Genomic DNA, 26,994 nt, shown 5'->3' on the forward strand with positions numbered 1-26,994 from the left:
TCCTTCACATTAAGATAAGTGTAGTGTAGCGTAGATTTCCGCTACGGGCAGTAGCGCACGTTAGGGGCACGCCCGCGCTTTTAGCCTCCTCGAGGAAAAACGTCATCCCGTGGTCTTCAAGTTGCATCCTTAGGGGTGCGCAGTGTTTTCCGGAGCAGTGAAACGTACAAGAATATCATTTCAGTTACGTCGGGCTTTTTTTACCATTTGTGTTGTGTATAATACAGTTTTAATTTGTAATTTCCAATTCTTAGAACTTCATCGTAATTTCAATTTTATAGAAGTAGTGTTAAAATTAAAGACGAAATTCTTCGCAAATTGCAGTTAAATCTACTTTTATTTATTTATGACAAACTTAATAATATTCGAAAACGTTCTGAGTAAGTCATGTCGTAAAATGTCAGATTTTGTCGTATCTTGTAAAATTTTATGTAATTCTTCTTAAAAAAACCTTTACAAAATTAAAGTATGGGGCGTATAATTTTTCTTGTAACATTTATTGTATGGCTTCTATTTATGGAAAATTCAGAAAAAAACAACTATAGGGAGGATGCAGAATGAAGCTGAAAAATTGGGCGTTATTATTAGCGCTAGGTTTATTATTAACTGTATTAGCGGCATGTGGTGGCGATACAGAAGAGTCTAAGCCGGCTGAAGAAGGGGAACAAGTACTTAATTTCGTTAATGGAGATACTATTCCTACTATGGATCCATCCTTGGCAACGGACCAATATGCGTTTCAGTTTTTAGGATCAACTATGGAAGGTTTATATCGCTTAGATGAAAATGCACAACCTGTAGAAGGTATCGCAACTGATCACGAGGTAAGTGATGATGCTACTACATGGACATTCCACCTGCGTGAAGGTGCTACCTGGTCTAATGGTGACCCTGTAACAGCTCATGACTTTGTTTATGCATGGCAACGTGCTGTAGATCCAGATACAGGATCTGAATATGGTCCATACATGATGGAAGATGTTATTAAAAATGCTAAGGAAGTAAATACTGGTGAGGTAGAAGTGGAAGAATTAGGTGTTAGAGCTGAAGGCGATTACACGCTAGTTGTTGAACTAGAACAGCCTGTTCCATACTTCGAATCACTTACAACATTCGGTACTTTTTTACCACTAAATCAAGAGTTTGTTGAAGAACAAGGTGACGACTTTGCAACAAGCACAGATACATTACTTTTTAATGGTCCATTTACTCTAGAAAATTGGACAAGTACTGCAAATGAATGGGATCTTGTGAAGAACGAGGACTACTGGGATGCAGAAACGGTACAATTAGATCGCATTAACCATGTTGTAGTTAAAGATGCTACAACACAGGTAAGACTATATGAAGAAGGTTCAGTAGATCGTGCTGGTCTAAGCTCTGACCTTGTAGATCAATATTCAACACACGATGATTATAATGTAACACCAGAAGCTACAGTGTTTTACCTCAAAATGAATCAAACTAGTAATGAAGCTTTAGCAAACGATAACATTCGTAAAGCGATAAGTAGAGCTTTTGATAAAGAAGGTATTGTAAATCAAATTCTAAATAACGGTTCTATCGTGGCAAACGGACTTGTTCCGAAAGACTTTGTTACGTTACCAGAAACGAATGAAGATTTCCGTGATGTCAATGGGGACCTTGTAACATACGACATAGAAGCAGCTCAAGAATACTGGGAAAATGGTTTAGAAGAACTTGGAACAGACACAGTAGAAATTGAACTACTTGGTGACGATAGTGAAACAGCTAAATTGATGTCTGAGTTCCTTGCAAACCAATTATCTACTAATTTACCAGGATTATCTGTTAAAATTAAACAAGTTCCATTTGAACAACGTTTAGACTTAGATACAGATATGGACTATGATTTGCAAGTATCGGGATGGGGGCCGGACTATCTTGATCCGAACACATTCTTAAACCTATTTGTCACAGACGGTGGAAATAATAAAATGGGTTACTCCAACTCAGAATATGATGCGTTAATTGATGAAGCCGGGAAGGAACTTGCAGCAGACAACGTTGCTCGTTATGAAAACTTCCTAGAAGCAGAAAAAATCTTATTTGAAGACGCAGCAATTGCACCAATCTACCAACGTGCTCAAGCACAATTGATTTCTCCTAAAGTAGAAGGTGTAATTAGAAATCCATTCGGAGCAGACTATGAATACAAATGGGCTAGTGTTAATTCTGCAGAATAAATAAATTCGTTTAAAAAAAGCATATACCATGCAAAATAAAACAGGAGAGTATGTCGTGAAACATGCTCTCTTGTTCCATTATGGGTAAAGTATCTCATAATAATGAACATTCTTATTTTTTGGTTTGACTATATAATTGGGAGGTGCGAGAATGGTTCGTTATATTTTACGACGGGTAATGTATATGTTAGTTACATTATTTATAATTGCAACATTATCTTTCTTTCTAATGAAGATGCTGCCAGGAAGCCCGCTTAATGCTGAAGATAAATTAAGTGAACAGCAACAGGCAATTGTCCTGGAAAAATACGGATTAAATGACCCGGTTCCTGTCCAATATGTTAAATATATTGGTGGTCTATTGCAAGGGGATTTAGGTATTTCCTTTGCGTTTAGTAATACACCAGTAACAGACATATTAATGGACCGAATAGGACCATCCGCACAATTAGGTGCACAAGCACTGGTGGTAGGGACCATTTTAGGAGTTCTCCTAGGTCTGATTGCAGCTATATCTCATAATGGTTTTCTCGATTATACCTCAACTGTTATCGCTGTATTAGGTACATCTATCCCCAACTTCGTGTTTGCAGGTCTCCTCCAGTTTGTGTTTGCTGCGCAATTGGAATGGTTCCCGGTTGCGTTATGGGGCGATTTTAAACATACGATACTGCCAACCATTGCCTTAATGATCTTCCCGATGGCAACGGCTGCTCGTTTTGTGCGAACAGAAATGGTGGAGGTATTAGGTTCAAACTTTATTACAACTGCTCGTGCAAAAGGTGTAAGTGAACCGGGGATCGTATTTAAACACGGTTTACGTAATGCTTTAATACCATTAGTAACCGTTATTGGTCCGATGGCAGTTAGTTTAATGACTGGATCCATGGTTATCGAACAAATATTTGCTATCCCTGGAATTGGGGAGCAGTTTGTAAACTCGGTTATGGTAAATGATTACCCAACCATAATGGGTACAACGCTGCTATTTGCGGCATTGTTCATTACCATTATTTTGATAATCGACCTTCTGTATGGACTAATTGATCCTAGAATTAGAATTAGCGGAGGGGATAGTTGATTATGGATAGAAAAGATAACAATATACCAAAAGAACTACTTGTCCTTATGAAGCAAAAAGAGGATACAAGTGAAAAAATATCTGCTCCAAGCAGAACGTTCATGCAGGATGCAAGACGTACCTTCTTTAAAAATAAACTAGCAGTAGCAAGCATGATTGTCCTAGTTATTATTATTCTAATGAGTTTTACTGGTCCAGGAATGAATGAACATGGAATAGACGACCAGGATTTATCTGTTGCAAAAATGCCAGCACGTGTACCTGTGCTGGAAGATATATCGTGGTTGGGTTTTAGTGGTGTTCTTAGTGATACATTTAAAGGGGACACAGCAGATCACGCGACACAGAATGCGTTTTCCAGATACAAGAGTGACGAGGAATTTATTGACATTAAAGTCCTTGACGAAGGGGACGGAACGAAAAATTCTGCGGAAGTAAAAGCGACGTATCATATCTATGAAGCAAAGGATATGGAAGATACGTACTTCTGGTTAGGTACAGACACATTAGGACGTGACCAGTGGACAAGACTTTGGGAAGGGACAACAGTTTCCCTGCTTATCGCATTTGTCGCTGCCATTATTAGTTTGTTGATCGGTGTTGCCTATGGTGGTATTGCTGGTTACTATGGTGGCAAAGTGGACGACGTATTAATGCGGATTTTAGAGGTTCTTGTAGGAATTCCGAATCTTGTTATTATCCTATTGATGATGCTAGTCCTCGATCCAGGTATTACCTCAATTGTTGTTGCACTTACGATTACAGGCTGGACAGGTATGGCACGTATCGTCCGTGGGGAAATCATGAAGCAGAAAAATCAGGAATATGTGCTTGCCGCAAGAACCTTAGGTCAAACCAACCGAAACGTCATTATGAGGCATCTATTGCCAAACATAAGTGGAATCATCATTATTAACACGATGTTTAATATTCCAGATGCGATCTTCTTTGAAGCATTTCTTAGCTTTATCGGATTAGGTATCACTCCGCCAGAAGCATCATTAGGTACGCTTATAAATACAGGTTTTGACAATATTATGCTATATCAGTACATGCTCGTATTTCCGGCTATTTTAATTTCGGTCATTATGATTGCATTTAACTTAATTGGTGATGGATTACGTGATGCATTTGATCCGAAAATGCATAAATAATAAAGGTAGGTGTCCTTAAATGAGTAAATTATTAGAAGTCAAAGATTTAGCTGTATCATTTAACACCTACAATGGTGAGGTACAAGCTGTTCGTGGTGTTAGCTTTGATTTAAATAAAGGGGAAACATTAGCAATTGTTGGGGAGTCCGGTTCCGGTAAATCGGTGACAACAAGTGCGCTAATGGGACTTTTGCCTAAGCCTCAAGGTGTGATTAAGTCTGGTGAGATCCTTTTTGAAGGAGAGGACTTAGTTAAAAAATCAAATAAAGAGATGCAGAAAATCCGTGGTAAAGACATGTCCATGGTGTTTCAGGATCCGATGTCATCGTTAAACCCGACGATGAAAGTTGGGAATCAGATTATGGAAGGCTTGATAAAGCATCAAAATATGAATCGCAGTGATGCGAGGAAAAAAGCGATTGAGCTGTTAGATCAAGTAGGAATTCCCAATCCTGAAATTCGTATAAACCAGTATCCGCACCAGTTTTCCGGTGGGATGCGTCAACGTGTGGTCATTGCAATTGCCTTGGCGTGTAATCCTAAAGTGCTTATAGCCGATGAACCGACAACAGCACTTGATGTAACAATTCAGGCGCAAATTTTGGAATTGATGAAGAATATTCAAAAGGAAACCGATAGTGCGATTATCTTTATTACCCATGATCTCGGTGTTGTAGCGAATGTCGCCGACCGTGTAGCGGTAATGTATGCAGGTAAGGTTGTAGAATATGGAACAGTGGATGATATTTTTTATAATCCAAAACATCCATACACATGGGGACTACTTGGTTCGATGCCTACCCTGGACAATGCTGATGAGGAATTATACGCCATTCCCGGGAGTCCGCCTGATATGCTCAATCCGCCAAAGGGAGATGCATTTGCACCTAGAAATAAATTTGCGCTGGAAATTGATGCTGTGATGGAGCCGCCTATGTTTAAAGTTACCGACACGCACTATGCGGCGACATGGCTTCTGCATGAAGATGCTCCAAAGATCGAACCTCCTGAATCGGTGAAAAAACGAATGCAAGGCTTCGCAAACAGTGGAGGTGACCAATAATGGCAGAAGATAAGATTTTAGAAGTAAAGAATCTGCAGAAACACTTTCATGCAGGTCGTCATAAAACGGTTAAGGCTGTAGATGGTGTAACCTTTGATATCTATAGAGGGGAAACGTTCGGCTTAGTTGGGGAATCCGGTAGTGGGAAATCCACAACAGGAAGAACGATTATTCGTTTGTATGAAGCGACAGGCGGAGAAGTGAAATTTAATGGGGAAGATGTACATGGGAAAAAATCAAAGGAAGAATTATTAAAATTTAATCGTAAAATGCAAATGATCTTCCAGGATCCCTCATCATCTCTAAATCCACGTATGACCGTAATGGACATTATTGCAGAAGGCTTGGATATTCATAAGTTAGTTAAAAATGAAAAAGAACGAAAAGCGCGCGTTGAAGAATTATTACAGGTCGTTGGTTTAAATAAAGAACATGCAAACAGGTTCCCGCATGAGTTCAGTGGCGGGCAGCGTCAGCGTATCGGTATTGCTCGTGCTTTAGCGGTAGAGCCGGACCTTATCATTGCTGACGAACCAATTTCCGCACTGGACGTGTCCATTCAGGCGCAGGTTGTTAATTTGCTTAAGAAGCTGCAAAAAGACCGTGGCTTAACCTATTTATTTATCGCCCACGACTTATCGATGGTGAAATACATTAGTGATCGTATCGGTGTGATGTATTTAGGTAACCTGGTGGAACTTGCGGATAGTGATGAGCTTTACAACAATCCGATTCACCCTTATACGAAATCATTGCTTACTGCTATACCATTACCTGACCCGGAATATGAGCGTAATCGCATACGAGTACCATATGACCCAACCGTACATGATACGAGTGAAGAGCCTGAGTTTCGAGAAATCAGCCCTCGACACTGGGTACGCTGTACATCGAAGGAATTTGAACAGTATAAAAAAGAACTTAAATAATGGATGGGTCTGTTACTAAGTTTCCAATTAACTGGCTGTGTATCTACTGCTTCAAAAGGAGTTGTAAGTGGGGACCAGCCAGTAAATACCGGCTCTATTCATCTTCCAAACAGTGAAGGCTGAATGCGGTTTATGATGTATAGTAGCAGGGTTATTTTACAAATAATTTATTTGTTGAGTTATTATGTTCTGTTCCAATATATGTAGTTGTTCTGGGACATGTCGTTTTTAGCAATACTTTCTAAATGAAGAATTGTTTGACAATAGATGTATAAGTGTAATAGAATGTTGACAGGTAACTATGAGAAAAAAAGGGGGATTTTATATGAAAAAGAGAACAATTTTATCATTTGCTATGCTACTCATTCTATCTATGGTATTAGTAGCTTGCGGTGGCGGCGATAATGAAGGCGATACTGGTGCAGGTGGGGATGAAGGTGGAGACACTCCACAATTCTTGAGTATGTATACTGGTGGAACAAGTGGTACATATTACCCGCTTGGTGGAGAAATGGCTAACATTATTTCGGATGAAACGGGTATTCAAACCGATGCAGTTTCTTCCAATGCATCAGCGGATAACGTGATTGCCTTACAAGATGGGGAAACGGAGCTGGCATTTGTTCAAACTGACGTTGTGGCAAATGCGGTAGAAGGAATTAATGCATTTGACGGTAATCCAGTCGATAATGTTTTAGCAATCGCATCTTTATATCCAGAAACCATACAAATCGTTACAACTGCGAATTCCGGAATTGAATCGGTAGAAGACTTGGAAGGGAAAAAAGTTTCTGTCGGTGCACCGGGATCTGGAACATATATTAATGCAGAGCAAATTCTTGAAGTACATGGCTTAACAATGGATGACATTGATGCACAGAACTTGGACTTCGGTGAATCTACTGGTGGGATTCAAGATGGAAATATTGATGCAGCATTCATTACAGCTGGTACTCCAACTGGTGCAGTGGAAGGTTTAGGAGCGACTACAGACGTAAGCATCATTCCAATTTCTCAAGATAAAGTAGATGAGTTAGTTGAACAATATCCGTACTATGCTGCGGACACTATTTCAGCAGGTACGTATGGTGGAATTGATGAGGATGTCAATACAGTAGCTGTACTTGCCATGCTAGCTGTTACAGATACGCTTTCTGAAGATGTTGTTTATGACATTACAAAAGCTATTTTTGATAATGCAGACACTATTTCCCATGCTAAGGGTGAATTTATTACAAAAGAATCTGCTTTAGATGGTGTTGGTATTGACTTGCACCCTGGGGCACAAAAATACTTTGATGAAGAAGGAATAAGTCAATAAAGATTTTTGAACATCCTCTAAAAAAGCAATAGAAAATAAACATAAAAGGCCGGCTGTCAATCCTATCCTGTATAGGTGTTTGCTGCCGGTCATTTTATGCTATAATAATAAATGGCCCTCACTACATAACTATTTATAAGGTATTGAATAGGTGGACTGTTTTATGAAATTAAATAAGTTATTACTTTCCTTTATCGCTCTGCTCAGCACACTCACCGTCTTATTCGTTCCCTATCGTACCGCATTAGTCTTTTATGACGAAAACACAACGAACATAGAAGCTTTTTTGCCTATTAATACGGGAGACACTTTCCAAATTATCTTTAAGCATTCCATTCATTTAACCGATGTTGTTGAAAAATATAGAGTAACCAATAATCTCGAAATAGAGCAGTATGAGTTTGTTTATGAGGAATTTGGAATTGGAATGCCTTCTAATGCAGAAGAAGGAGAAACATTTGTATATGAAGATGGAAAATATCATATAAGAAATATGGATAATGTTTTTCCCTCGATTAATGTCCGAAATGGGAAGACCGTTTCAGAACATCGCTTGATTTGGGGTACGGAAGATAACGAAGAACAGCATTTGGTCTGGTTTAATGAATATTTTGAACCAGGTGCATGGTTTACTGTGAAAGTGGATAGAATTTCACTTTGGGAATACATGAAAGGAGTGAAGATTCATGAGTCAAAATAAGGAAAAAGAGCAATTAACCGAAGAAGAACAACAGAAACTGCTAGAAAAGTATGACGCAGAAGCAAATACACGTAAACTTACAGGTTTTGCTGGCTGGCTGGTCTTCCTGGGATTAATTGCATTTTCATTATTCCAGCTTTATACAGGGGCATTTGGTGCCTATACTGCTTATATTCAACGAACGATTCACTTAGGTTTTGCATTATCACTAATATTCTTATTATTCCCGGCTAAGAGGGGAATAAGTAAGAATTATGTTGCTTGGTATGATTGGATTCTTGTCATTTTATCGATCATTGTTGCAGGTTACTGGCCAGTATTTTATGATACGTTAGTTCAGCAAATTGGCGGAATCGATGAAGCACAGATGGTGATTGGTGGATTAGCTATTTTACTAGTATTAGAAGCTACAAGACGTGCAGTAGGTCTTCCGATAACAATTATTGCCATGCTCTTTTTGATCTATGCCTATTTCGGACCATATATGCCGGGAATGCTTGCTCATAGGGGATTAAGTCTTAGTCAGTTAATTAATTCTATGTTCTTTACAACAGAAGGTATTTTAGGTACGCCATTACAAGTATCATCTACCTATATTTTCCTGTTTCTATTATTTGGTGCATTTCTAGTGCAAAGTGGGGTCGGGCTGTATTTTAATGACTTGGCGCTTGCTATTGCCGGGAGACGTGTAGGTGGACCAGCTAAAGTGGCGATCTTCTCCAGTGCATTAAACGGAACGATCTCCGGAAGTTCGGTTGCCAACACCGTAACAACCGGTTCCTACACGATTCCGATGATGAAAAGGTTAGGGTACAGACCTAATTTTGCCGGTGCAGTAGAGGCAGCCTCATCGACTGGTGGGCAGATTATGCCACCGATTATGGGTGCTGCAGCCTTCCTGATGATTGAATTTGCTGGTGTGGGCTATTGGGACATCGCTAAAGCTGCATTGATTCCAGCTATTCTATATTTTTCCGGCATTTGGATTATGACCCACTTGGAAGCAAAACGATTGGGTTTGATAGGACTATCCAAAGAGGAAATGCCTAACCGAAAAGCTGTGTTTAAGAAGATTTACTTACTATTACCAATCGTTGCCATTGTTTATTTGCTATTTGAAGGATATAGTATTGAAAGAACAGCGCTTTACGGGATTGGTATTACAATTTTAGTCAGCATGTTTAGTAAAGAAACCAATATGTTCTTACATGAAGGCAAATTTACAATTCGTAAAATTATCGATGCATTAACTTCTGGTGCTCGTACTGCATTAGGTGTTGCAGCAGCAACGGCCTGTGCTGGTATTATCGTTGGGGTCGTAACGAAAACAGGCCTAGGTTTGAAATTGGGAAATGGATTAGTGGATATTGCTGGTGCAATTGCAAACTCCATAGAGATGCAATTGCTGTTAACCTTATTCTTTACGATGATAACTTCCATCATTTTAGGAATGGGTTCACCAACAACTGCAAACTATATTATTACTTCGACCATTGCTTTACCTGCTATTCTAGCATTAAATGATCAGTTGCCAATTGCTATTCCTATCCTGGCAGCACATATGTTTGTGTTCTACTTTGGTATAGTAGCAGATATTACGCCTCCGGTAGCACTGGCAGCCTTTGCTGCAACCGGTATCTCTGGCGGGGAACCAATTCGAACAGGATTTAACGCATCGAAACTTGCGATTGCAGCTTACATCATTCCATACATGTTTGTATTAAATCCACAATTATTGATGATTGATGCAACAGCAGGAGAAATTACGTTTTCACTAATTACGGCCATAGTTGGAATGATCGCGATTGGAGCCGGACTGATAGGTTTCTGGTATCGAAAACTTCACTGGATAGAAAGAATCATCACGGTTGTGACAGGATTAATGCTCATCTACCCAGAAGGAAATACCGACCTGTTTGGCTTTGTTATCTTTGTTGTGCTACTTGTCATACAGTTTATGACAAAAGGAAAAGCAGAAGACAAGAAACAACAAGCACATGGCTAAAGAATCAGCTAAGACAACTAGAAAAAATGATCAGATTTATTTCTGGTCATTTTTTAATTTGGTTTTATTCTTTAGTTTGTTGCTTAATAGGATGGGTTATAAGTGAGTAGCCAAAGCATATTGAAGTCCCGATTTTCTGTAACACAGACATTGATTTACATTGCTTACGAATCAGCCTGAAATAATGTCTATTGATTTTCGATGTGCTAGAATAATTATAGTGCTATAACTCTGTTTATTCTATCTATATGTACATGGTGCAAAGTGCAATACGAAGTGAGTTTTTGAAGGAGTAGAAGAACAGTGTGTAAGTTATGTTATATTTTTCAATTACAAGGATGATTCAAGAGCAACAAACATAAAAAAATGTCTTTAAACATGTTTCTCTGACGTTCATCCTATAACTATCTTTTAATAGAAAGAGGCATTTATTATGAAAAAGCAGCATGATTTTACGGAAGGGAATATTTTAAAACAGCTGATTGTTTTTTCTGGACCTATCATGTTTGCTAATCTATTGCAGACTTCCTATCAATTTATTGATAGTTTATGGATTGGTAATTTGCTAGGAGCAAATGCATTAGGGGCTGTTGCAGTATCGAGTACCATCATATTTACGGTGCTTTCCTTTGTTATTGGTCTAAATAATGCTGCATTGACGATTCTATCCCAGCAAAAGGGCCGAGATCATGATGATGGGTTAAAAAGGTATTTAAACGCGTTTGTTGTCATTTTAACTTTTATAGCAATTTTCCTAGGTATGGTCGGATTTATATTTGCTGAGGGATTTTTAACGATTTTAGGTACGCCTGAAGTGATGATGGAGGAAGCTAAAAGTTATCTGCGTATTAACTTCCTTGGTATTTTATTTTTGTTTGGTTATAACTTTATCAGTACGGTGCTTCGTGCACTTGGTGACAGTAAAACACCGATGCATTTTGTAATGATTGCAGTGATTCTGAACGTTATGCTGGACCCACTTTTCATATCCGTTTTTAGTTGGGGAGTAGAAGGTGCTGCATTCGCTACCGTTGTATCCCAAGGAACTGCTTTTCTTTATGGAATAATTCATGTTCTATATCGAAAACTTGCCCCATTTACTTTACCAAAGTTGCCATCATGGAAGGAAGTTCATTTGATTTTACATTTAGGGATCCCTTCAGGACTGCAAATGTCGGTCATATCTGCTGGCTCTGCAGCTATTATGAGTGTAGTGACGAGCTTTGGAGCAGGTGTGGTCGCGGGATTCAGTGCGGCGCAAAGGCTTGATAGCTTACTATTACTCCCTGCACATGCTTTAAGTACAGCAGTTGGAAGTATGGCGGGGCAGAATATTGGAGTAAAGAATTGGAATCGGGTCAATCAAATAGCAAAGTATGGTGTCTTATACAATCTTACTGTAATGGCACTAGTAGGAATCCTGGTCGTATTTTTAGCTGAATATGGGGTTAAACTGTTCATTCGCGAGGAAGAAGCCGTTCAATTTGGTACGATGTATTTGCAGATTATCGCCTTATGTTATCCATTTCTGGGAATTAATTTTGTTTTAAATGGTATTGTTCGTGCGGCTGGTGCTATGTATCAAGTTCTCGTTTTAAATATTATCTCGTTTTGGATACTGCGTTACCCTTTAACTGCACTGTTTTCCAACATTTTTGGGGATGTAGGTATCGCGATTGGTATGGGTTCAAGTTTTCTAATTAGCAGTGTATTTGCCTTTTTATATTTCCGTTATGGGAAATGGAGGAAAAAGGAATTATTTGAGGAAAGTAGTTAAGTTGTGTGTAAACTGTTCATAACTTATGGATAAATTTCTATCATTGGGGATAAGTTGATGAAATTGTGGATAAAACTAATAGTAATTGGTGTGATTTCAGGTTTTATATTAGGTGAATTCTTTAAGTTTATTCAGCATGTGACTGGTAAAGGAGTGTATACTTTACTTTTAAATGTGGATTATATACCGGTTTTACAAGATTTACCGCGGACGGAGGGAATGGAATTTTTCCTTCATCTAATCGTTTCTACTTTATTAATAATCTTATTATTCCTGTGGATAAATAACAAAAATATCCACAGGATATTCACATGGTGTGTAACAATCTGTAGTCTTATTGGTATCATTCTCTATCCAACAACGGTTTTTTCTGTGCGAACTCCCGAATTGGTTGAGGTTGTAGCTTTTAGTTACTGGGTTTCCGGCCATATTATATATGGAGTTATTGTAGGAGTACTGTTAGGCCAATTACATAAGGAAAGTCATAAAGGAATGGATAGGCTATGAAAATGAGGAAGAGAACAAAACAAGCAATCTATCAAGTGTTATTCATTGGAATTCTGCTCTTTACGGCAATTTGCATGATTTCCCTTCTATCAATGGAAGAGTATAAATCAGAAGAATCCAGGACTTATCCACAAATTTCAGAAGAAGTCCGACAATACCGTCCACTTGTGGAAAAGTATGCAGCGGAATACGACGTAACGGAGTATGTGGATGTGCTTCTGGCGATGATGATGCAGGAATCAGGTGGAAGAGGGGATGATCCGATGCAATCCTCAGAAAGTTATTGTGGAGAAGTTGGCTGTATTAATGACCCAGAACTATCTATTAAACAAGGAATCTATTATTTTTCCGAGGTTTTAAAAGATGCTGAGGGGGACTTGGAATTAGCTATTCAGTCATATAATTTTGGCAGAGGTTTTATTGATTATGTCTTAGAGGAATCAGGAAGATATACACAGGATATTGCCATTGACTTTTCACAGGAGATGTATGAAAAAGCACCAAATAAGTCAATCTATACATGTTTAAGGGAAGAGGCCAAACAATATAATGCCTGTTATGGAGATATTTATTATGTGAAATCCGTCATGGAATACAGGGATGTATTAGCTTTGGAATAACCAAAGGAAACTGGTAATATAAGGGTAAGTACATTTTATAGGGAGGAATTAAAAATGATTAAAGAAATACATACGAAAAACGCACCAGAAGCAATTGGACCATATTCACAAGCGATTCAGGCAGGAGACTTGGTTTATGTTTCGGGGCAAATTCCGATTAATCCAGCTAATGGAGAGATTGTGGAAGGTATTGAGAACCAAACGGAGCAAGTATTAAAAAACCTGCAGGCAATTTTAAAGGAAGCAGGAACAGACTTCAATCAAGTAGTTAAGTTTACGATTTTTGTCGCAAATATGGATCATTTTTCTACCGTTAATGAAATTTATGGGAAGTATTTAGAGAAGCCATATCCTGCACGGGCAACGGTGGAAGTTAGTAGATTGCCTAAAGATGTGCTGGTGGAAATGGATGTCGTGGCATACACCAAATAATTAGGAGGAATGTTTGTATGGAAAATTTCACATACCATAATCCAACAAAATTGATTTTCGGTAAAGGTCAGTTAGATGCATTGCCAAAAGAAGTACAAGCGCACGGGAAAAAAGTGCTAATGGTATATGGTGGCGGAAGTATAAAACGGAATGGCATCTATGACAATGTATTGAAAAAACTAGCCGAGATCGATGCAGAGGTTTTTGAGCTTCCTGGAGTGGAACCGAATCCTCGCATTTCTACAGTTCGAAAAGGGGTAGAGATCTGTAAAAGCGAGGGAATTGACTTTATATTAGCTGTAGGTGGCGGAAGTACGATTGATTGTACAAAAGCCATAGCGGTTGGCGCCAAAACAGATGTGGATATGTGGGATGTCGTAACGAAAAAGGAAAAAGCTACAGATGCATTACCATTTGGCACAGTATTGACATTAGCTGCTACAGGTTCAGAGATGAACGCTGGTTCTGTTATTACGAATTGGGAAATCAATGAAAAGCATGGATGGGGAGCAGCGCCATACACATTCCCGCAATTTTCAATTCTTGACCCAGAGCATACGATGACGGTTCCTCGTGATCAAACAATCTATGGGATGGTTGATATGATGTCACACGTATTAGAGCATTATTTCCATCAAACGACGAATACACCTATTCAGGATCGTTTCTGTGAAGGGATTTTAAATACAGTTATAGAAACTGCACCAAAATTGTTGGACAACCTGGAAAGCTATGAACATCGGGAAACGGTTATGCTAGCCGGTACTTTAGCATTAAATAATATGCTGAACATGGGTTATGCAGGTGACTGGGCAACCCATAATTTAGAGCATGCTGTATCTGCTGTTCACGATATTCCACATGGTGGTGGATTAGCTATTTTATTCCCTCATTGGATGAGACATGTATTGGATGAACAAAATGTTGCCCGTTTCAAACAGTTAGCCGTTCGTGTATTCGATGTGGATCCTTCTGGAAAGTCCGATAAAGAAGTGGCCCTTGAAGGCATCGATAAACTAAGTGAATTCTGGATGAGTATTGGTGCCCCATCAAGGCTAGCGGATTATGATATTGACGAGTCTACTGTAGAAGTGATGGCAGAAAAGACGGTTACTGCCCGACCAGAGTTTGGGAGATTTAAAAAACTAACGAAACAGGATTCCATAGAAATTTACAAAGCCAGTTTGTAATATAAAAATACATCATTCGACAATATTTCCGGGGAAATATTCGAATGATGGCAGAAAAACAAGAACCAGCACCTTCAAGAAAGGAAGGCTGGTTCTTTTTTATACATTTTCCTTGTGAACAACATTCATGGACATTCAGCCGCAACTTCTCCAGCGCTGGAGCATGAAAATGCCACGCAGCCATTCATCAGCAATAAACGCAATCCAAATGCCAATTAACCCCAGGCCTAAAAAATACCGAAGAACCAGGCAAATGCAACACTAAATTCCCCACATAGAGTGAGTGTCAGTGTAGACAGGGAATATCACATCACCTGCTGCACGCAATGAACTATAACTTAACAGTGTACTCACTTATGTCGAACTTTATAATTACTGCGAGGGAAAACCAGCAAAGCTTACGGAATGGTCCAGCTAATATGTTATTAAACGTCATTTCCCTGAAAATAATTTGTAAATAAACGCTACATTCTAAAACTTGGAACTGCGTTTATTGTTACACCAGATATTTTTGAGCAAAAGAAAGAAAGTCCTACGTAATTTGAAGCGATTAAGGGTGATGGCTGGACCCAATCAATCGCCCCGGAAATCAACAGTGCACAAATTACGTCCAATATCAAAAGCTTAGTTAAAAGATACAGAGCTTGCAAAAAGCCCCTAATAAAAGAAAAGACCGAAGCATTTCGGCCTATAAAGGTTACTTAATGCGAATGCGTCGATCGAGTAGAAATAGACTTTCCATGCTTATGCTGTGGTGCATATTCAAATTTATACCACGTAACAAGCATGAGAAAACCACTTATAATGAGCAATAAACTAGTTACGAAAAATACGGTTGAAAATCCGAATAGTGCAGCTAATAATCCACCGAGCGCGGGCCCAATAACATTCCCTAAAAATCGTAAACTCGTATTATAGCCAATAACTTCCCCCTGCATGGAAAGTGGTGCAGCTGTTCTAATGTAAGCCATTCGAACAGGAATAATTCCACCTATGGATACCCCTAATAAAAATCTTAATATAACCAGCTGCCAAATATTTGTTACGAATACACCAGGAAGGTAAACAATTCCTGCTACAAATAAAAGGATAATTAATATTTTAATATGGCCAAATTGATCCCCAAGTTTGCCCCAGCTTCTGGACATGAGTAAGTTTCCGAGACCGGCTGCTGAAAATGCTAATCCCGCAAAAAATGCAATGTTTACAGGTCCATGAATTTCTTCCACAAACAAGGATAGTATAGGTTGAATGCTGAAATGAGCTACCTGTACAAGTGTGGATAAAAGTAAAACAACAAGCAGTATAGGACTGCGCAAAATGTGTATAATCACTTCTTTACTTGAGTATGATTGATAGTCCTTTGCATCGTCGGAGAGTTTTACTTTCACTTCCTTAATGCCAAGCATTACCAGTAGTGCTGAGATAAAAATCGTAAGGGAAATCCATTTAAATGTACTGGAATAGCCAAATGTATCAGCAAGTACACCACCCAGCATCGGTCCCATGAGTGAACCCGTAATATTTCCGGTTTGTAATGTCCCGAGAACTTTTCCGGCAGTTTCCTTTGGAGTTTGGGTAGAAATGAATGCTTGGGACATCGGAATGAATCCAGTAACCACTCCCATAAATAAACGCAATAAAAAAAGCTGCCAAACCGTTGTAGCAAATCCCATTAAGAAAACGGATAACCCAACACCTACAGCAGATATGATGAGAATATATCTTCTGCCATACTTATCCCCAATTCTTCCCCAAATTGGAGAAAAAATAAATGCTGTAACAAAAGTGACTCCAAATGTCAGCCCTGACCATGTTTGGACATAGGCATCAGAATAATTCCCCATGGAGTCAATGTAAAGGGAGATAAACGGAATGACCATTGTCATGCTTCCGGCAATAAAAAAGTTAGCAAACCACATGATTGCTAAATTTCGTTTGACCGTTATGTCTGATGAATCAACGATGGTATTTCCCTTCCTTCAGTAAATTTTATTTCGATACTCTAAATATTACCCTATTCGAAGGGATTTTTAAAGAACCCTGCTCAACTTTCATTAATTTGTAATGGCAAAGCAATGATGGAAGGATAGTGTAAAAAAAAGTATATGAACTTAAAGAGTCGAGTATTACATTTTCATGTAAGATGTTACTTTTGTAATAATTTTCACTGTATGTAGTTCGAATGTATCAAATCTATTACATTTGAAACAATTTAATAGAATTTAGTAATGGTTGTAATAGACTCTTAATGATGCTGTTACTGTTTTCTCTATCAACCTGTGATAGGATTGTTCATAGAATTTAAAGGAGGAATCCATATGAGGAAAATAGTAACAATTGTTGTTGCTGCAATCATTATGGCAACTACAGCTGTAACTACAGTTTCAGCAGAAGAATATGAAGTCCAAGTAGGAGATAGCCTCTGGGGGATTGCAAAAGAAACGAATACATCTGTCGAGGAGTTAATAGATATAAATGATTTAAAAACAACGGTTATCCATCCAAAACAAGTTTTACTGCTTAATGAGAGATACATAGTAAAACGTGGTGATTCGTTAATCAGCATTGCCGAGCAATACGATGTATCTGTAGATGACTTAATGAAGTGGAATAATCTCGAATCCAATATAATTATTATTGGACAGGAATTAGATATTAAAGGTGTAACTGTCGAGCAAGCAGAAGAAAGTGAAAAGGTAGTATCCGAGCAATCAACAGAGAAGAAAGAAGAAACTAAATCAGTGGAAGTAAATACCTCTGATAATACGCCTGAAGGGAAAACAATGACTGTAACAGCAACAGCGTATACTGCCAGCTGTGAAGGATGTTCTGGTGTAACATATACAGGTGTTGACTTGAATGAAAATCCAAATGCAAAAGTGATCGCCGTTGATCCGAATGTCATCCCACTAGGATCCGAGGTATATATAGAAGGTTATGGTTATGCAACTGCTGCAGATATCGGCAGTGCTATTAAAGGCAATAAGATTGATGTATTTATTCCAAGCTTAAATGAAGCTAAAGCTTGGGGCAACCGTAAAGTTGATATAACAATTGTAGAATAAAAAAGAAGGAATGCACCCTTGTAGGATGTATTCCTTCTTTTAACATGTATAAAACATTAAAAATGAACTTCTGTTGAGACACCGTTTTCTTCAATGACTTCAACCGGTTCATCTGTAGATTTTATGACTCCAACGGTTCCAACTGCTAAAATGACCATTACAAACAGACCGAATAAAACCTTCCGCATTCCTGATGCCCTCCATCAATTGTTTCTACTGTCATTATAATAAAAATAATGCAAATTAACCACAGGGAAATCTTGCATATTATGAAAATGTATCTATTTTGTTTATGTATATTCTTGAAGAAAAAAATTATTCAAATTATGATAAATGTAAGCGCTTTATTAATATATTAAAATATAAGGGGGAAGTAAAAATGACAAGTGCGGCATTACATGATTTTTTAAATAAAAACTTGCAGGTTTTAAAGCAGCAGGGACTATACAATGAGGTGGATACGGTTGAGAGTGAAAATGGTCCGGTTATAAATATCAATGGGAAAAGCTTCATAAATTTATCATCTAATAATTACTTAGGATTAGCAACAGATTTAAGGCTTAAAAAGGTTGCTATGGATGCAATTGAGAAATATGGAGTTGGTTCCGGAGCAGTACGGACAATTAACGGAACATTTAGTCTGCATGTAGAGTTAGAAAAGAAGCTGGCAGAATTTAAAGGTACAGAAGCTGCCATTGCGTATCAATCTGGTTTTAATTGTAATATGGCTGCCATTTCAGCCGTGATGAATCAAAACGATGTAATCTTATCAGATGCTTTAAACCATGCATCTATCATTGATGGATGCCGGTTATCGAAAGCAACGATTATCCGATATGAGCATTCGGATATTGATGATTTAAGGAAGAAAGCGAAAGAGGCGGTATCATCTGGTAACTATAACAAAATTATGGTGATTACAGATGGTGTCTTTTCTATGGATGGGGATATTGCTAAACTTCCGGAGATTGTGGAAATCGCAGAAGAATTGGACTTAATAACGTACGTGGATGATGCCCATGGAACCGGGGTTACAGGAGATGGTTATGGAACCGTGAAACAATTCGAACTGCAGGAGAAAGTCGATTTTCAAATTGGCACCTTATCGAAAGCAATCGGTGTGGTCGGTGGGTATGTTGCCGGAAAAGCGAATGTCATAGATTGGTTGAAAGTAAGGTCCCGTCCATTTCTTTTTTCAACAGCGGTAACACCTGTAGATGCGGCCGCAAGTACAAAAGCAATCGAATTGCTAATGGATTCTGGGGATTTAAACAAGAAGCTTTGGAAAAATGGAAATGATTTAAAACAGGGCTTAAAGAAGCTGGGATTTCATATTGGAAACAGTGAAACACCGATTACACCATGTATTATTGGTGAGGAGAAGGCCTCACAAGAATTCAGTAAACGTCTATACGAGGAAGGAATCTACGCTAAATCCATCGTTTTTCCCACCGTCCCCAAAGGAACCGGTCGTGTACGCAACATGCCAACTGCAGCCCATACGAAAGAAATGATCAACCAAACACTTATCGCATATGAGAAGGTCGGAAAGGAAATGGGCTTAATTTAACTTAACCAAACAGTATTACGGGTAAAAACATGCTATTTTCATAGGTTTTTGTTGCTTTCTAATCGTCACTATGAATGCGAATTTTATTAAAAACAAGGAGAGTCTCAATATGAAAAGAATATTGATTACTGGTTCACTTGGACAGATTGCTCAGAACTTGTATACAGGATGCGAAAGATTTATGGCATTTCCAATGTTATTGCTGCAGATATTCGTGAATTGAAGGAAGCGAGAGAGAATGGGCCTTTTGAACGGTTGGATGTTACAGATGGAATGAAGCTGTCTGTTACAGCGAAAAGGCATAATGTAGACACCATCATCCATTTAGCTGCCATTCTATCAGCAAAGGCGGAAACCATGCCATTAAAGGCCTGGCACGTAAATATGGTAGGATTGATTAATGCGTTGGAAGTAGCCAAAGAAATGAACCTTCAATTTTTCACCCCTAGCTCTATTGGTGCGTTTGGCCCTTCTACCCCAAAAGAAGATACACCACAAGTTACCGTTCAGCGACCAATTACCATGTATGGAATTAATAAAGTAACAGCAGAATTGCTTTGTGATTATTATTTTAATCGTTATGGAATCGATACAAGAGGAATCCGGTTCCCGGGATTAATTTCTCACGCTACCACACCGGGCGGGGGAACGTCAGATTATGCGGTAGATATGTACTATCACGCTGTCATAAAGAAGGCGTATATATCATGTATTGCAGAAGGGACACGTATGGACATGATGTATATGCCTGATGCACTGGATGCCATTATTCAACTGATGGAGGCAGATTCTAAGAAGTTGGTGAATCGCAATTCCTATAATATATCAGCATTCTCTGTAGCGCCGGAGGATTTTGCTAAAGCAATCCGTAAATATATTCCTGAGTTTAAATTGGATTATCAGATTGACCTAGTTCGCCAAAACATAGCAGAAAGCTGGCCAGACAGTTTGGATTGCACAGCCGCCAAGGAAGAATGGGGTTTTCAAGCTAAATATGATTTGGATAAAACGACAGAAGATATGCTACGAAAAGTGGAAGAGAATATGGTGAACAAGAATTCCGAAATGAAGGGAAAAAGCTCATAAATGGTGAGGGAATCCAATAATGAAGGAGAAAATCCCTTAAATGGAGTAACCGTAAAAATGGATAGAGATTTAGAATACGCTCGTCTATCAGAAAAGTAACTCCTTGAATACTTTTCTAAACGCATAAAAAGGCACTCCGCACAGGGAGTGCCTAGCTATCTAACCATTAACTGGCGTACATTTCTTTAATTTGACCTTGCAGCTGTTTATCCTGAACGTATTCATCATAGCTCATCTCTTTATCTATTAATCCGCTTGGTGTAATTTCAATTAAGCGGTTCGCGATACTGTTAACAAATTGATGGTCATGGGATGTAAACAGAATCGAACCTTTGAATTTGATTAATCCATTATTTAGTGCTGTAATGGATTCTAAATCTAAGTGGTTTGTCGGTTCATCCAGCAATAATACATTCGCATGGGAAAGCATCATTTTGGAAAGCATGCAGCGAACCTTTTCACCACCGGATAGAACATTTGCCTTTTTCAGTGCTTGTTCACCGGAAAATAGCATTCTTCCTAAAAATCCGCGCAGGAATGTTTCTGTTTCATCTTCTGGTGAAAATTGACGAAGCCAGTCGACTAAAGTGAGATCACTATTTTCAAAGTACTTGGAGTTATCTTTTGGAAAATAAGATTGTGATGTCGTTACGCCCCATTTGAAGCTACCGGCATCCGGCTCGATTTCTCCCATTAAAATTTTGAATAAAGTGGTTTTGGCAATATCATCTGGACCAACAAAGGCAACTTTATCATCCTTATTTAAAGTAAAGCTGATATTATCCAGCACTTTCTTACCACCAATTGTTTTCGTTAACCCTTCTACACGTAACAGGTCATTACCGATCTCTCTTTCAGGAGTAAAGGCAATGTACGGATATTTACGGGAGGATGGTTTAATATCATCCAGAGTAATGTTCTCCAATAGTTTTTTACGCGATGTCGCCTGTTTTGATTTAGATGCGTTTGCGCTAAATCGGGCGATAAAGGCTTGCAGTTCTTTGACTTTTTCTTCCTTCTTCTTATTTGCTTCCTGTGCCATTTTCGTAGCTAACTGACTGGATTCATACCAGAAATCATAGTTTCCGATGTAGATTTGGATTTTCCCGTAGTCTACATCTGCAATATGCGTACATACTTTATTTAAAAAGTGACGGTCATGGGAAACGACGATAACCGTATTTTCAAAGTTAATGAGAAACTCTTCCAGCCATTGAATCGCTTGAATGTCAAGGCCGTTTGTCGGCTCATCCAATAAGAGGATGTCAGGATTTCCGAATAATGCCTGGGCAAGTAATACCTTTACTCTATCATCTTGAGCAAGGTCTGCCATTTTCATTGAATGAAGCGATTCATCAATTCCAAGTCCTTTTAATAAGACTGCCGCATCAGATTCAGCTTCCCAGCCATTTAATTCAGCAAACTCACCTTCCAGTTCCGCTGCACGCATTCCATCTTCTTCGGAAAAGTCACCTTTCATATAGATTGCGTCTTTTTCCTGTTTTACTTGATATAAACGTTCATGTCCCATTAGTACCGTGTCCATAACTTGATGTTCTTCATATGCGAAGTGATCCTGTTTTAGTACAGCGAGGCGTTCACCTGGGGATAAGGATACATTTCCAGATTGGGGTTCAATTTCACCGGATAAAATCTTTAAAAAGGTTGATTTCCCAGCACCATTTGCACCAATCACCCCGTAACAATTCCCAGGAGTAAATTTTAAATTTACATCTTCAAATAACTTTTTATCACCATATCGTAAACTTACATTCGTAACATTAATCATGAAATGAGTTTCCTCCATTAAATATAATAAGTAATCAAAGCTAGCTTACGTTATTTAGCTCTAAACGTCAAATGGTAAAACATCACATATTATATAACAGCGTATTTATAATTAGTTATTGTAAAATTGGTGTAAAGTCCGACGTAGTAAAACAATTCTTTTGTGATGCTCTCGCTTGTTCTAATGATTACAGCGTGCATGCAGTCTCTCCGGCAGAATACTTACGGGGGTCGTTCGTGGGCACGACCTAAAGCCTCAGGAAAACCATAAGTGCGCCTCTAGCCTTCTATTAACGCTCCGTAGCAGGCTTACTCGGCGTAAGGGAACAAAGAAGATTACCAGTAGTAACCGCACTGCTAAAGTCTAGGTACGAATAAAAATGCCTTCTAATGGTTGATATCCCGCATACACTGGTTGATATGTGCACCCGTTGTGTTGATATCTTCTTCTTTATGGTCACCCGCGGAAAGCGTAGTGTATATCCATAGCGGTAGATTAAGCTCCAATATCATCTGAATTAGTCCGGAGTTTATTTAAATTTTGCAATTACACTCAGTCAAGGTCAAGTGTATCAATACCTAATGACTGATATGGAATTTTGATTCGAAATGCTAGATTATTTGCTTCAAGGTCGATATGCTCGACAGAAACGGTAAAATTACTTTTCATTTCCATTTCAGTTACAGCAACATAGATTTCCTCTTCTAACGGATTAATCGTAACCCATTCAGGCATATTTAAGTATTTATCCATGTATTCCATAATCTTTTGGTTGGGTAGTTCCAATAAACCAATGGAAATGGAACGCTGCTTCAGAATGATATCTCCATTATCCTGGACAAGGGGTTCCAAGTGAACAGAAAGCGGAACAGTTGTACTAAATACAGGAAGTTCTCCCATCAAGTGCACATCATCTTCAAGAAAAATGTAATAGCGATGTTTGGAATCAACGAGCAACTGGTCAATATACGCATTAATCAATTCGTTTAAATTTTGCTTCGTTGTCCGTACAACAAATTCCGAACTATCCTGCGTATTTGGTTCTGGAACAGGTGAAATCTTATTTTCAGATACAGGCCAAAAAATGAGGGCAGCAAGAATGGCAAAGATGAAAATATTGAAACCTAGCAAACTATAAAATAATCTTTTCCACTTATTATGTTTCTTCAATTCTTTACGAGCGGTCACATCACTCAACTCTCTTCATTCGTAATATAGTTCAGCACACGCTCAGCGATTCGATGATATCCTTGATAATTTGGGTGGAAATTATCATCAGCAAACAAATTAATATCTTCGTCTTTGAATAAATCCACCGTAGGAATAAAGGTAACCTTTTCGTTTTCATCGGCAATGGATTCGGATGTGCTGTTGTATGTTTCCACAATCATATTCAATTCTTCTATGTCCTGAAAGTATTTTTCAAATGGATTATAAAATCCGACTAGATAAATATTTGCTTCTTTGTTTAAATCTTTTAATTTAGCTATAACCTCCCGTAAGTTATTTTCGAAGTTTACCCGTTCTTCAATAAAATCGTGAAGCGATAAATTCATAATATTTTCTTTCGCAACCTGCATAATATCATTGGCGCCAATCGTAATTAAAATGATATTTGCTTCTTGAATCGCAGAGCTAACTTCCTCATCATCCAGACGGTTTAATAACTGAACAGAACGCAGACCACGTTTTCCAAAATTCTCAAATTGAGCCACTTCACCATTGGCATTAATCGTCCGTTCGAGTATGCCAATATAACCGTTTTGGTTCGTACTGTCACCAACACCCTGTGTCAAGGAATCACCGATTGCCACAATATTGGTAGGGTTGTTTTGAAAATAGTTAATCGTGCTCTGAACAGCTTCCGATATGATTTCGGGAAGAGCTTTTGGTTCTTCTTCATGTATTTCTTCTTTTGGAGGTTCAGCTTCCCCGTGTTCCTCGGTTATTTCTATGTCATTTTCCTCTTCTATTTCTGTTTCTTCAGAAAATGTTTGCTGGCTTACAAATTCATCGGATCCAACTGAATAGATGATTAGGATAATGGCTATACATAATAAAATTGATCCGGTTATATAAAAATACTTGCGTCTCATGTGTATCACACCTATGTTGATTTACTATATATTATGGCTATATGAGTCAATTGTCCACTAAAAAATTCCTCGAATTTATATTACTATTGAAGCTGTTTATCTATTTTATGTATACCCTAATATTTTAATCAATAACATACAAAGTTAAACACCTAGCAAAAAAGTAATGATAAAAAACTCGCATATACTCCTTCTTTCCCAATGCGAGTTTTAAATCATACATGTTGTATTAAAACTTTCGAATTCATATAAGAAAAAAATGGGGGTGCAAAAACAATCCATTCAGATCACCACTTACTGGAAGGATTGCATCAAATGAATGCTTACTATTTATGTCGGAGCCGAACGAAGGCTGAATTCCCGGAACGAAAGCTGAATTCCCGGAACGAAGGCTGAAATCTCGGAACGAAGGCTGAATTCCCGGAACGAAGGCTGAATTCTCGGAACGAAAGCTGAATTCCCAGAATGAAAGCTGAAATCCCGAAATGAAAACTCATTTCTCTAAACGAAAAACAAAAGGAAAAGGTGCAAGGCTTCTGCCTGCACCCAATCTATTACCTTTATACAAGAGCTGCTGCACTCTCTGTATTTCCTCTTAAGCGATCTGCTTCTTCAAATGGATTTTTATTCGTAATTACCGTAATTCCGGCAGCCTTTGCATTTTCTACGGTTTCGTCAGCCTGGGCACTATTTTCTACCCAAAGTAGTTTACCTTGTTTATTGATAAACTCCTCAATTGTTGATGAAGGTAGCGATTCACCTTTAATCCAAACCGCATCAATGTTATCTGGAATATCTGCCAATGCTTTATACTCCTGACCGTCTCCAAAAGGAATCAATTGGTATCCTAATTTTTCTAGTTTAGCTGCAATTTCGCAAGTTGAACCAGTGCTTGCAATTACTTTTTTTCGAATAGCTCCTCCTGCACGGTCAAATGGGGATGAAAGCAACCACTTAATAGCATCTTCCTCTGTTTCCTGGATAACAGGAGCTTCACCTGTAGCCTTTGCAATGGCTTGGTCAAGATCTGCTAGAATATCATCGGTTGATTCCAATCCAATTGATAGACGAACAAGCTCTTCGGTAACGCCGCTCTTCTTCAAGTCTTCTGCACCTAACTGCTGATGGGTAGTGGAAGCCGGATGAATAATTAGTGATTTCGCATCACCAACATTCGCCACATGAGACCATAATGTAACATGATCAATCAGTTTTCTTCCCGCATCACGTCCACCTTTAATACCAAATGTAATAATCGAGCCAAGTCCTTCTTTAAAGTATTTTTTCGCTGTTTCATGGGAAGGATGCTCTTCTAGTCCTGGGTAATTCACCCATTCCACAGCTGGATGATTTTTCAGGAATTGAGCAACTTCCAGTGCATTTTCCGTATGACGTTTAATACGTAAGTGCAGTGTTTCTAAGCCTTGTAAGAATAGGAAAGCATTTTGCGGGCTTAGGCATGCACCAATGTCACGTAATAATTGAACACGTAATTTTGTGATAAAAGCAGCAGGACCGAGATCAACATATTTTAGCCCGTGATAGCTTTCATCAGGCTCTGTGAATCCTGGGAACCTGCCGTTACCCCAATCAAAACGTCCGCCGTCGACAACGACACCGCCAATGGTAGTACCGTGGCCACCAATCCATTTCGTTGCAGAGTGAACGACAATGTCCGCACCCCATGTCAATGGTTTGGCTCCATAAGGCGTTGCAAACGTATTGTCAATAATTAATGGAATTCCATTTTCATGAGCAATATCAGCGATGGTCTCTACATCAAATACGTTTAAGCTTGGATTAGTAATAATCTCACCAAAAACAGCTTTTGTTTTCTTATTGATTGCTGCCCTCACTGCCTCTGGATTCGTTCCATCAACGAATTTGACTGTGATTCCATAGCGAGGAAGCGTGTTGGCAAAGAGATTATACGTTCCACCATATAAATTGCTGTCTGCTACAATTTCGTCGCCTGTGCCAGCAATATTTAAGATAGTTAATGTAATAGCAGCCATTCCGGATGAAGTAGCTAGTGCACCAACTCCATCTTCTAATGTGGCAATACGCTGTTCAAATGCATCTAAAGTAGGATTCATAATTCGTGAATAGATATTTCCTGATTCAGCTAATCCGAATAGATTTTGAGCATGCTCGGTATCGCGAAAAACGTAGGAAGTAGTTTGATAGATTGGTACCGCGCGGGATCCTGTACTAGGATCAGGCTCCTGACCTGCGTGAAGTAATAGTGTTTCCGGGTTTTGTAAATGAAAATTAGACATGAAAAATTCCTCCTTGGGTTTATATATACTGTATAGCTTCTGCTTAACAAATCTGGTGGAAGAGAGGAGATAAGAAAAGCCCTCTTCCTAAGAAGAGGGCTCTATTTATGTAATAGCCGG

At 38.6% G+C, this 26,994-nt stretch carries 21 protein-coding genes and 2 pseudogenes; 16 read left to right on the forward strand and 7 right to left on the reverse strand.

What is annotated here, in order from left to right:
• Positions 1-557 precede the first annotated feature (557 nt).
• The 13 genes from GMJ66_RS09755 to GMJ66_RS09815 all read left to right on the forward strand — a co-directional run bounded on the left by GMJ66_RS09755 (position 558) and on the right by GMJ66_RS09815 (position 14,986).
• Complete coding sequence (locus GMJ66_RS09755; protein ID WP_156290133.1) at positions 558-2,207, forward strand: peptide ABC transporter substrate-binding protein; 1,650 nt, start codon at positions 558-560, stop codon at positions 2,205-2,207.
• Positions 2,208-2,358: 151 nt separating this feature from the next.
• Complete coding sequence (opp3b, locus tag GMJ66_RS09760) at positions 2,359-3,288, forward strand: oligopeptide ABC transporter permease (protein WP_156290134.1); 930 nt, start codon at positions 2,359-2,361, stop codon at positions 3,286-3,288.
• Between the two features lie 2 nt (positions 3,289-3,290).
• On the forward strand, positions 3,291-4,442 hold the full coding sequence (gene opp3C / locus GMJ66_RS09765) for an oligopeptide ABC transporter permease (RefSeq protein WP_156290135.1): 1,152 nt from the start codon (positions 3,291-3,293) through the stop codon (positions 4,440-4,442).
• A gap of 19 nt (positions 4,443-4,461) precedes the next feature.
• Positions 4,462-5,505, forward strand: a complete 1,044-nt coding sequence (locus GMJ66_RS09770) for an ABC transporter ATP-binding protein (protein WP_156290136.1) — start codon at positions 4,462-4,464, stop codon at positions 5,503-5,505.
• Positions 5,505-6,434 (forward strand): ABC transporter ATP-binding protein, encoded by a 930-nt coding sequence (locus GMJ66_RS09775; protein WP_156290137.1) that lies wholly within the window; start codon positions 5,505-5,507, stop codon positions 6,432-6,434. The genes GMJ66_RS09770 and GMJ66_RS09775 overlap by 1 nt, the downstream gene beginning before the upstream one ends.
• A 325-nt stretch (positions 6,435-6,759) precedes the next feature.
• Entirely contained in the window at positions 6,760-7,755 is a 996-nt protein-coding gene (locus GMJ66_RS09780) for a TAXI family TRAP transporter solute-binding subunit (RefSeq protein WP_156290138.1), read from the forward strand.
• 163 nt (positions 7,756-7,918) lie between these two features.
• Positions 7,919-8,455 (forward strand): DUF1850 domain-containing protein, encoded by a 537-nt coding sequence (locus GMJ66_RS09785; RefSeq protein WP_156290139.1) that lies wholly within the window; start codon positions 7,919-7,921, stop codon positions 8,453-8,455.
• A complete protein-coding gene (locus GMJ66_RS09790) occupies positions 8,442-10,460 on the forward strand; it encodes a TRAP transporter permease (RefSeq protein WP_156290140.1) in 2,019 nt (672 codons plus the stop codon). The genes GMJ66_RS09785 and GMJ66_RS09790 overlap by 14 nt, the downstream gene beginning before the upstream one ends.
• A gap of 433 nt (positions 10,461-10,893) precedes the next feature.
• Positions 10,894-12,237 carry an MATE family efflux transporter gene (locus GMJ66_RS09795; protein WP_156290141.1) on the forward strand — a complete coding sequence of 448 codons (1,344 nt, stop codon included), beginning with the start codon at positions 10,894-10,896 and terminating at the stop codon, positions 12,235-12,237.
• A 57-nt stretch (positions 12,238-12,294) separates the two neighbouring features.
• Complete coding sequence (locus GMJ66_RS09800) at positions 12,295-12,744, forward strand: hypothetical protein (protein ID WP_156290142.1); 450 nt, start codon at positions 12,295-12,297, stop codon at positions 12,742-12,744.
• A complete protein-coding gene (locus GMJ66_RS09805) occupies positions 12,741-13,364 on the forward strand; it encodes a lysozyme family protein (protein ID WP_231514885.1) in 624 nt (207 codons plus the stop codon). Before GMJ66_RS09800 ends, GMJ66_RS09805 begins: the two co-directional genes overlap by 4 nt.
• Before the next feature lie 54 nt (positions 13,365-13,418).
• The gene (locus tag GMJ66_RS09810; RefSeq protein ID WP_156290143.1) at positions 13,419-13,796 is read left to right on the forward strand and encodes a RidA family protein; all 378 of its coding nucleotides are present in this window, start codon (positions 13,419-13,421) and stop codon (positions 13,794-13,796) included.
• Between the two features lie 17 nt (positions 13,797-13,813).
• On the forward strand, positions 13,814-14,986 hold the full coding sequence (locus GMJ66_RS09815) for an iron-containing alcohol dehydrogenase (protein WP_156290144.1): 1,173 nt from the start codon (positions 13,814-13,816) through the stop codon (positions 14,984-14,986).
• Positions 14,987-15,121: 135 nt separating this feature from the next.
• On the opposite strand, the pseudogene GMJ66_RS20665 reads toward GMJ66_RS09815, so the two are convergent.
• Both GMJ66_RS20665 and GMJ66_RS09820 read right to left on the reverse strand, forming a co-directional pair.
• Positions 15,122-15,331 (reverse strand): annotated as a pseudogene (locus GMJ66_RS20665) (MATE family efflux transporter); the annotation flags it as partial.
• A 356-nt stretch (positions 15,332-15,687) separates the two neighbouring features.
• Positions 15,688-16,875, reverse strand: a complete 1,188-nt coding sequence (locus GMJ66_RS09820; RefSeq protein ID WP_407939221.1) for an MFS transporter — start codon at positions 16,873-16,875, stop codon at positions 15,688-15,690.
• Positions 16,876-17,307: 432 nt separating this feature from the next.
• On the opposite strand from GMJ66_RS09820, the gene GMJ66_RS09825 reads away from it, so the two are divergent.
• Positions 17,308-18,054 carry a 3D domain-containing protein gene (locus tag GMJ66_RS09825; RefSeq protein WP_156290146.1) on the forward strand — a complete coding sequence of 249 codons (747 nt, stop codon included), beginning with the start codon at positions 17,308-17,310 and terminating at the stop codon, positions 18,052-18,054.
• 56 nt (positions 18,055-18,110) lie between these two features.
• Here the strand turns inward: GMJ66_RS09825 and GMJ66_RS20910 are convergent, their stop codons facing one another.
• Positions 18,111-18,242, reverse strand: coding sequence for a hypothetical protein (locus tag GMJ66_RS20910; protein ID WP_269321874.1), 132 nt, complete (start codon positions 18,240-18,242; stop codon positions 18,111-18,113).
• Between the two features lie 191 nt (positions 18,243-18,433).
• Here GMJ66_RS20910 and GMJ66_RS09830 point away from each other — a divergent pair, with 191 nt between their 5' ends.
• Entirely contained in the window at positions 18,434-19,624 is a 1,191-nt protein-coding gene (locus tag GMJ66_RS09830) for a glycine C-acetyltransferase (RefSeq protein WP_156290147.1), read from the forward strand.
• Positions 19,625-19,733: 109 nt separating this feature from the next.
• Positions 19,734-20,710 (forward strand): annotated as a pseudogene (locus GMJ66_RS09835) (NAD-dependent epimerase/dehydratase family protein).
• 166 nt (positions 20,711-20,876) lie between these two features.
• Here the strand turns inward: GMJ66_RS09835 and GMJ66_RS09840 are convergent.
• The 4 genes from GMJ66_RS09840 to GMJ66_RS09855 all read right to left on the reverse strand — a co-directional run bounded on the left by GMJ66_RS09840 (position 20,877) and on the right by GMJ66_RS09855 (position 26,874).
• Positions 20,877-22,499 carry an ABC-F family ATP-binding cassette domain-containing protein gene (locus GMJ66_RS09840; RefSeq protein ID WP_156290148.1) on the reverse strand — a complete coding sequence of 541 codons (1,623 nt, stop codon included), beginning with the start codon at positions 22,497-22,499 and terminating at the stop codon, positions 20,877-20,879.
• 552 nt (positions 22,500-23,051) lie between these two features.
• Positions 23,052-23,687 carry a YpmS family protein gene (locus GMJ66_RS09845; protein ID WP_156290149.1) on the reverse strand — a complete coding sequence of 212 codons (636 nt, stop codon included), beginning with the start codon at positions 23,685-23,687 and terminating at the stop codon, positions 23,052-23,054.
• Between the two features lie 5 nt (positions 23,688-23,692).
• Entirely contained in the window at positions 23,693-24,595 is a 903-nt protein-coding gene (locus GMJ66_RS09850) for a GDSL-type esterase/lipase family protein (protein ID WP_156290150.1), read from the reverse strand.
• Between the two features lie 560 nt (positions 24,596-25,155).
• Complete coding sequence (locus GMJ66_RS09855) at positions 25,156-26,874, reverse strand: PLP-dependent aspartate aminotransferase family protein (protein ID WP_156290151.1); 1,719 nt, start codon at positions 26,872-26,874, stop codon at positions 25,156-25,158.
• Positions 26,875-26,994: the final 120 nt, after the last annotated feature.

Source organism: Oceanobacillus salinisoli, from assembly GCF_009733865.1.
Taxonomy (GTDB): domain Bacteria; phylum Bacillota; class Bacilli; order Bacillales; family Amphibacillaceae; genus Oceanobacillus; species Oceanobacillus salinisoli.

Coding starts and splice junctions, on each gene's coding strand:
- GMJ66_RS09795 (WP_156290141.1), top strand. CDS start 10,894: ATGAAAAAGCAGCATGATTTTACGGAAGGGAATATTTTAAAACAGCTG.
- GMJ66_RS09840 (WP_156290148.1), bottom strand. CDS start 22,499: ATGATTAATGTTACGAATGTAAGTTTACGATATGGTGATAAAAAGTTA.
- opp3b (WP_156290134.1), top strand. CDS start 2,359: ATGGTTCGTTATATTTTACGACGGGTAATGTATATGTTAGTTACATTA.
- GMJ66_RS09800 (WP_156290142.1), top strand. CDS start 12,295: ATGAAATTGTGGATAAAACTAATAGTAATTGGTGTGATTTCAGGTTTT.
- GMJ66_RS09770 (WP_156290136.1), top strand. CDS start 4,462: ATGAGTAAATTATTAGAAGTCAAAGATTTAGCTGTATCATTTAACACC.
- GMJ66_RS09790 (WP_156290140.1), top strand. CDS start 8,442: ATGAGTCAAAATAAGGAAAAAGAGCAATTAACCGAAGAAGAACAACAG.
- GMJ66_RS20910 (WP_269321874.1), bottom strand. CDS start 18,242: ATGCGGAAGGTTTTATTCGGTCTGTTTGTAATGGTCATTTTAGCAGTT.
- GMJ66_RS09780 (WP_156290138.1), top strand. CDS start 6,760: ATGAAAAAGAGAACAATTTTATCATTTGCTATGCTACTCATTCTATCT.
- GMJ66_RS09855 (WP_156290151.1), bottom strand. CDS start 26,874: ATGTCTAATTTTCATTTACAAAACCCGGAAACACTATTACTTCACGCA.
- GMJ66_RS09830 (WP_156290147.1), top strand. CDS start 18,434: ATGACAAGTGCGGCATTACATGATTTTTTAAATAAAAACTTGCAGGTT.
- GMJ66_RS09775 (WP_156290137.1), top strand. CDS start 5,505: ATGGCAGAAGATAAGATTTTAGAAGTAAAGAATCTGCAGAAACACTTT.
- GMJ66_RS09810 (WP_156290143.1), top strand. CDS start 13,419: ATGATTAAAGAAATACATACGAAAAACGCACCAGAAGCAATTGGACCA.
- opp3C (WP_156290135.1), top strand. CDS start 3,291: ATGGATAGAAAAGATAACAATATACCAAAAGAACTACTTGTCCTTATG.
- GMJ66_RS09820 (WP_407939221.1), bottom strand. CDS start 16,875: ATGACAATGGTCATTCCGTTTATCTCCCTTTACATTGACTCCATGGGG.
- GMJ66_RS09825 (WP_156290146.1), top strand. CDS start 17,308: ATGAGGAAAATAGTAACAATTGTTGTTGCTGCAATCATTATGGCAACT.
- GMJ66_RS09815 (WP_156290144.1), top strand. CDS start 13,814: ATGGAAAATTTCACATACCATAATCCAACAAAATTGATTTTCGGTAAA.
- GMJ66_RS09850 (WP_156290150.1), bottom strand. CDS start 24,595: ATGAGACGCAAGTATTTTTATATAACCGGATCAATTTTATTATGTATA.
- GMJ66_RS09805 (WP_231514885.1), top strand. CDS start 12,741: ATGAAAATGAGGAAGAGAACAAAACAAGCAATCTATCAAGTGTTATTC.
- GMJ66_RS09785 (WP_156290139.1), top strand. CDS start 7,919: ATGAAATTAAATAAGTTATTACTTTCCTTTATCGCTCTGCTCAGCACA.
- GMJ66_RS09755 (WP_156290133.1), top strand. CDS start 558: ATGAAGCTGAAAAATTGGGCGTTATTATTAGCGCTAGGTTTATTATTA.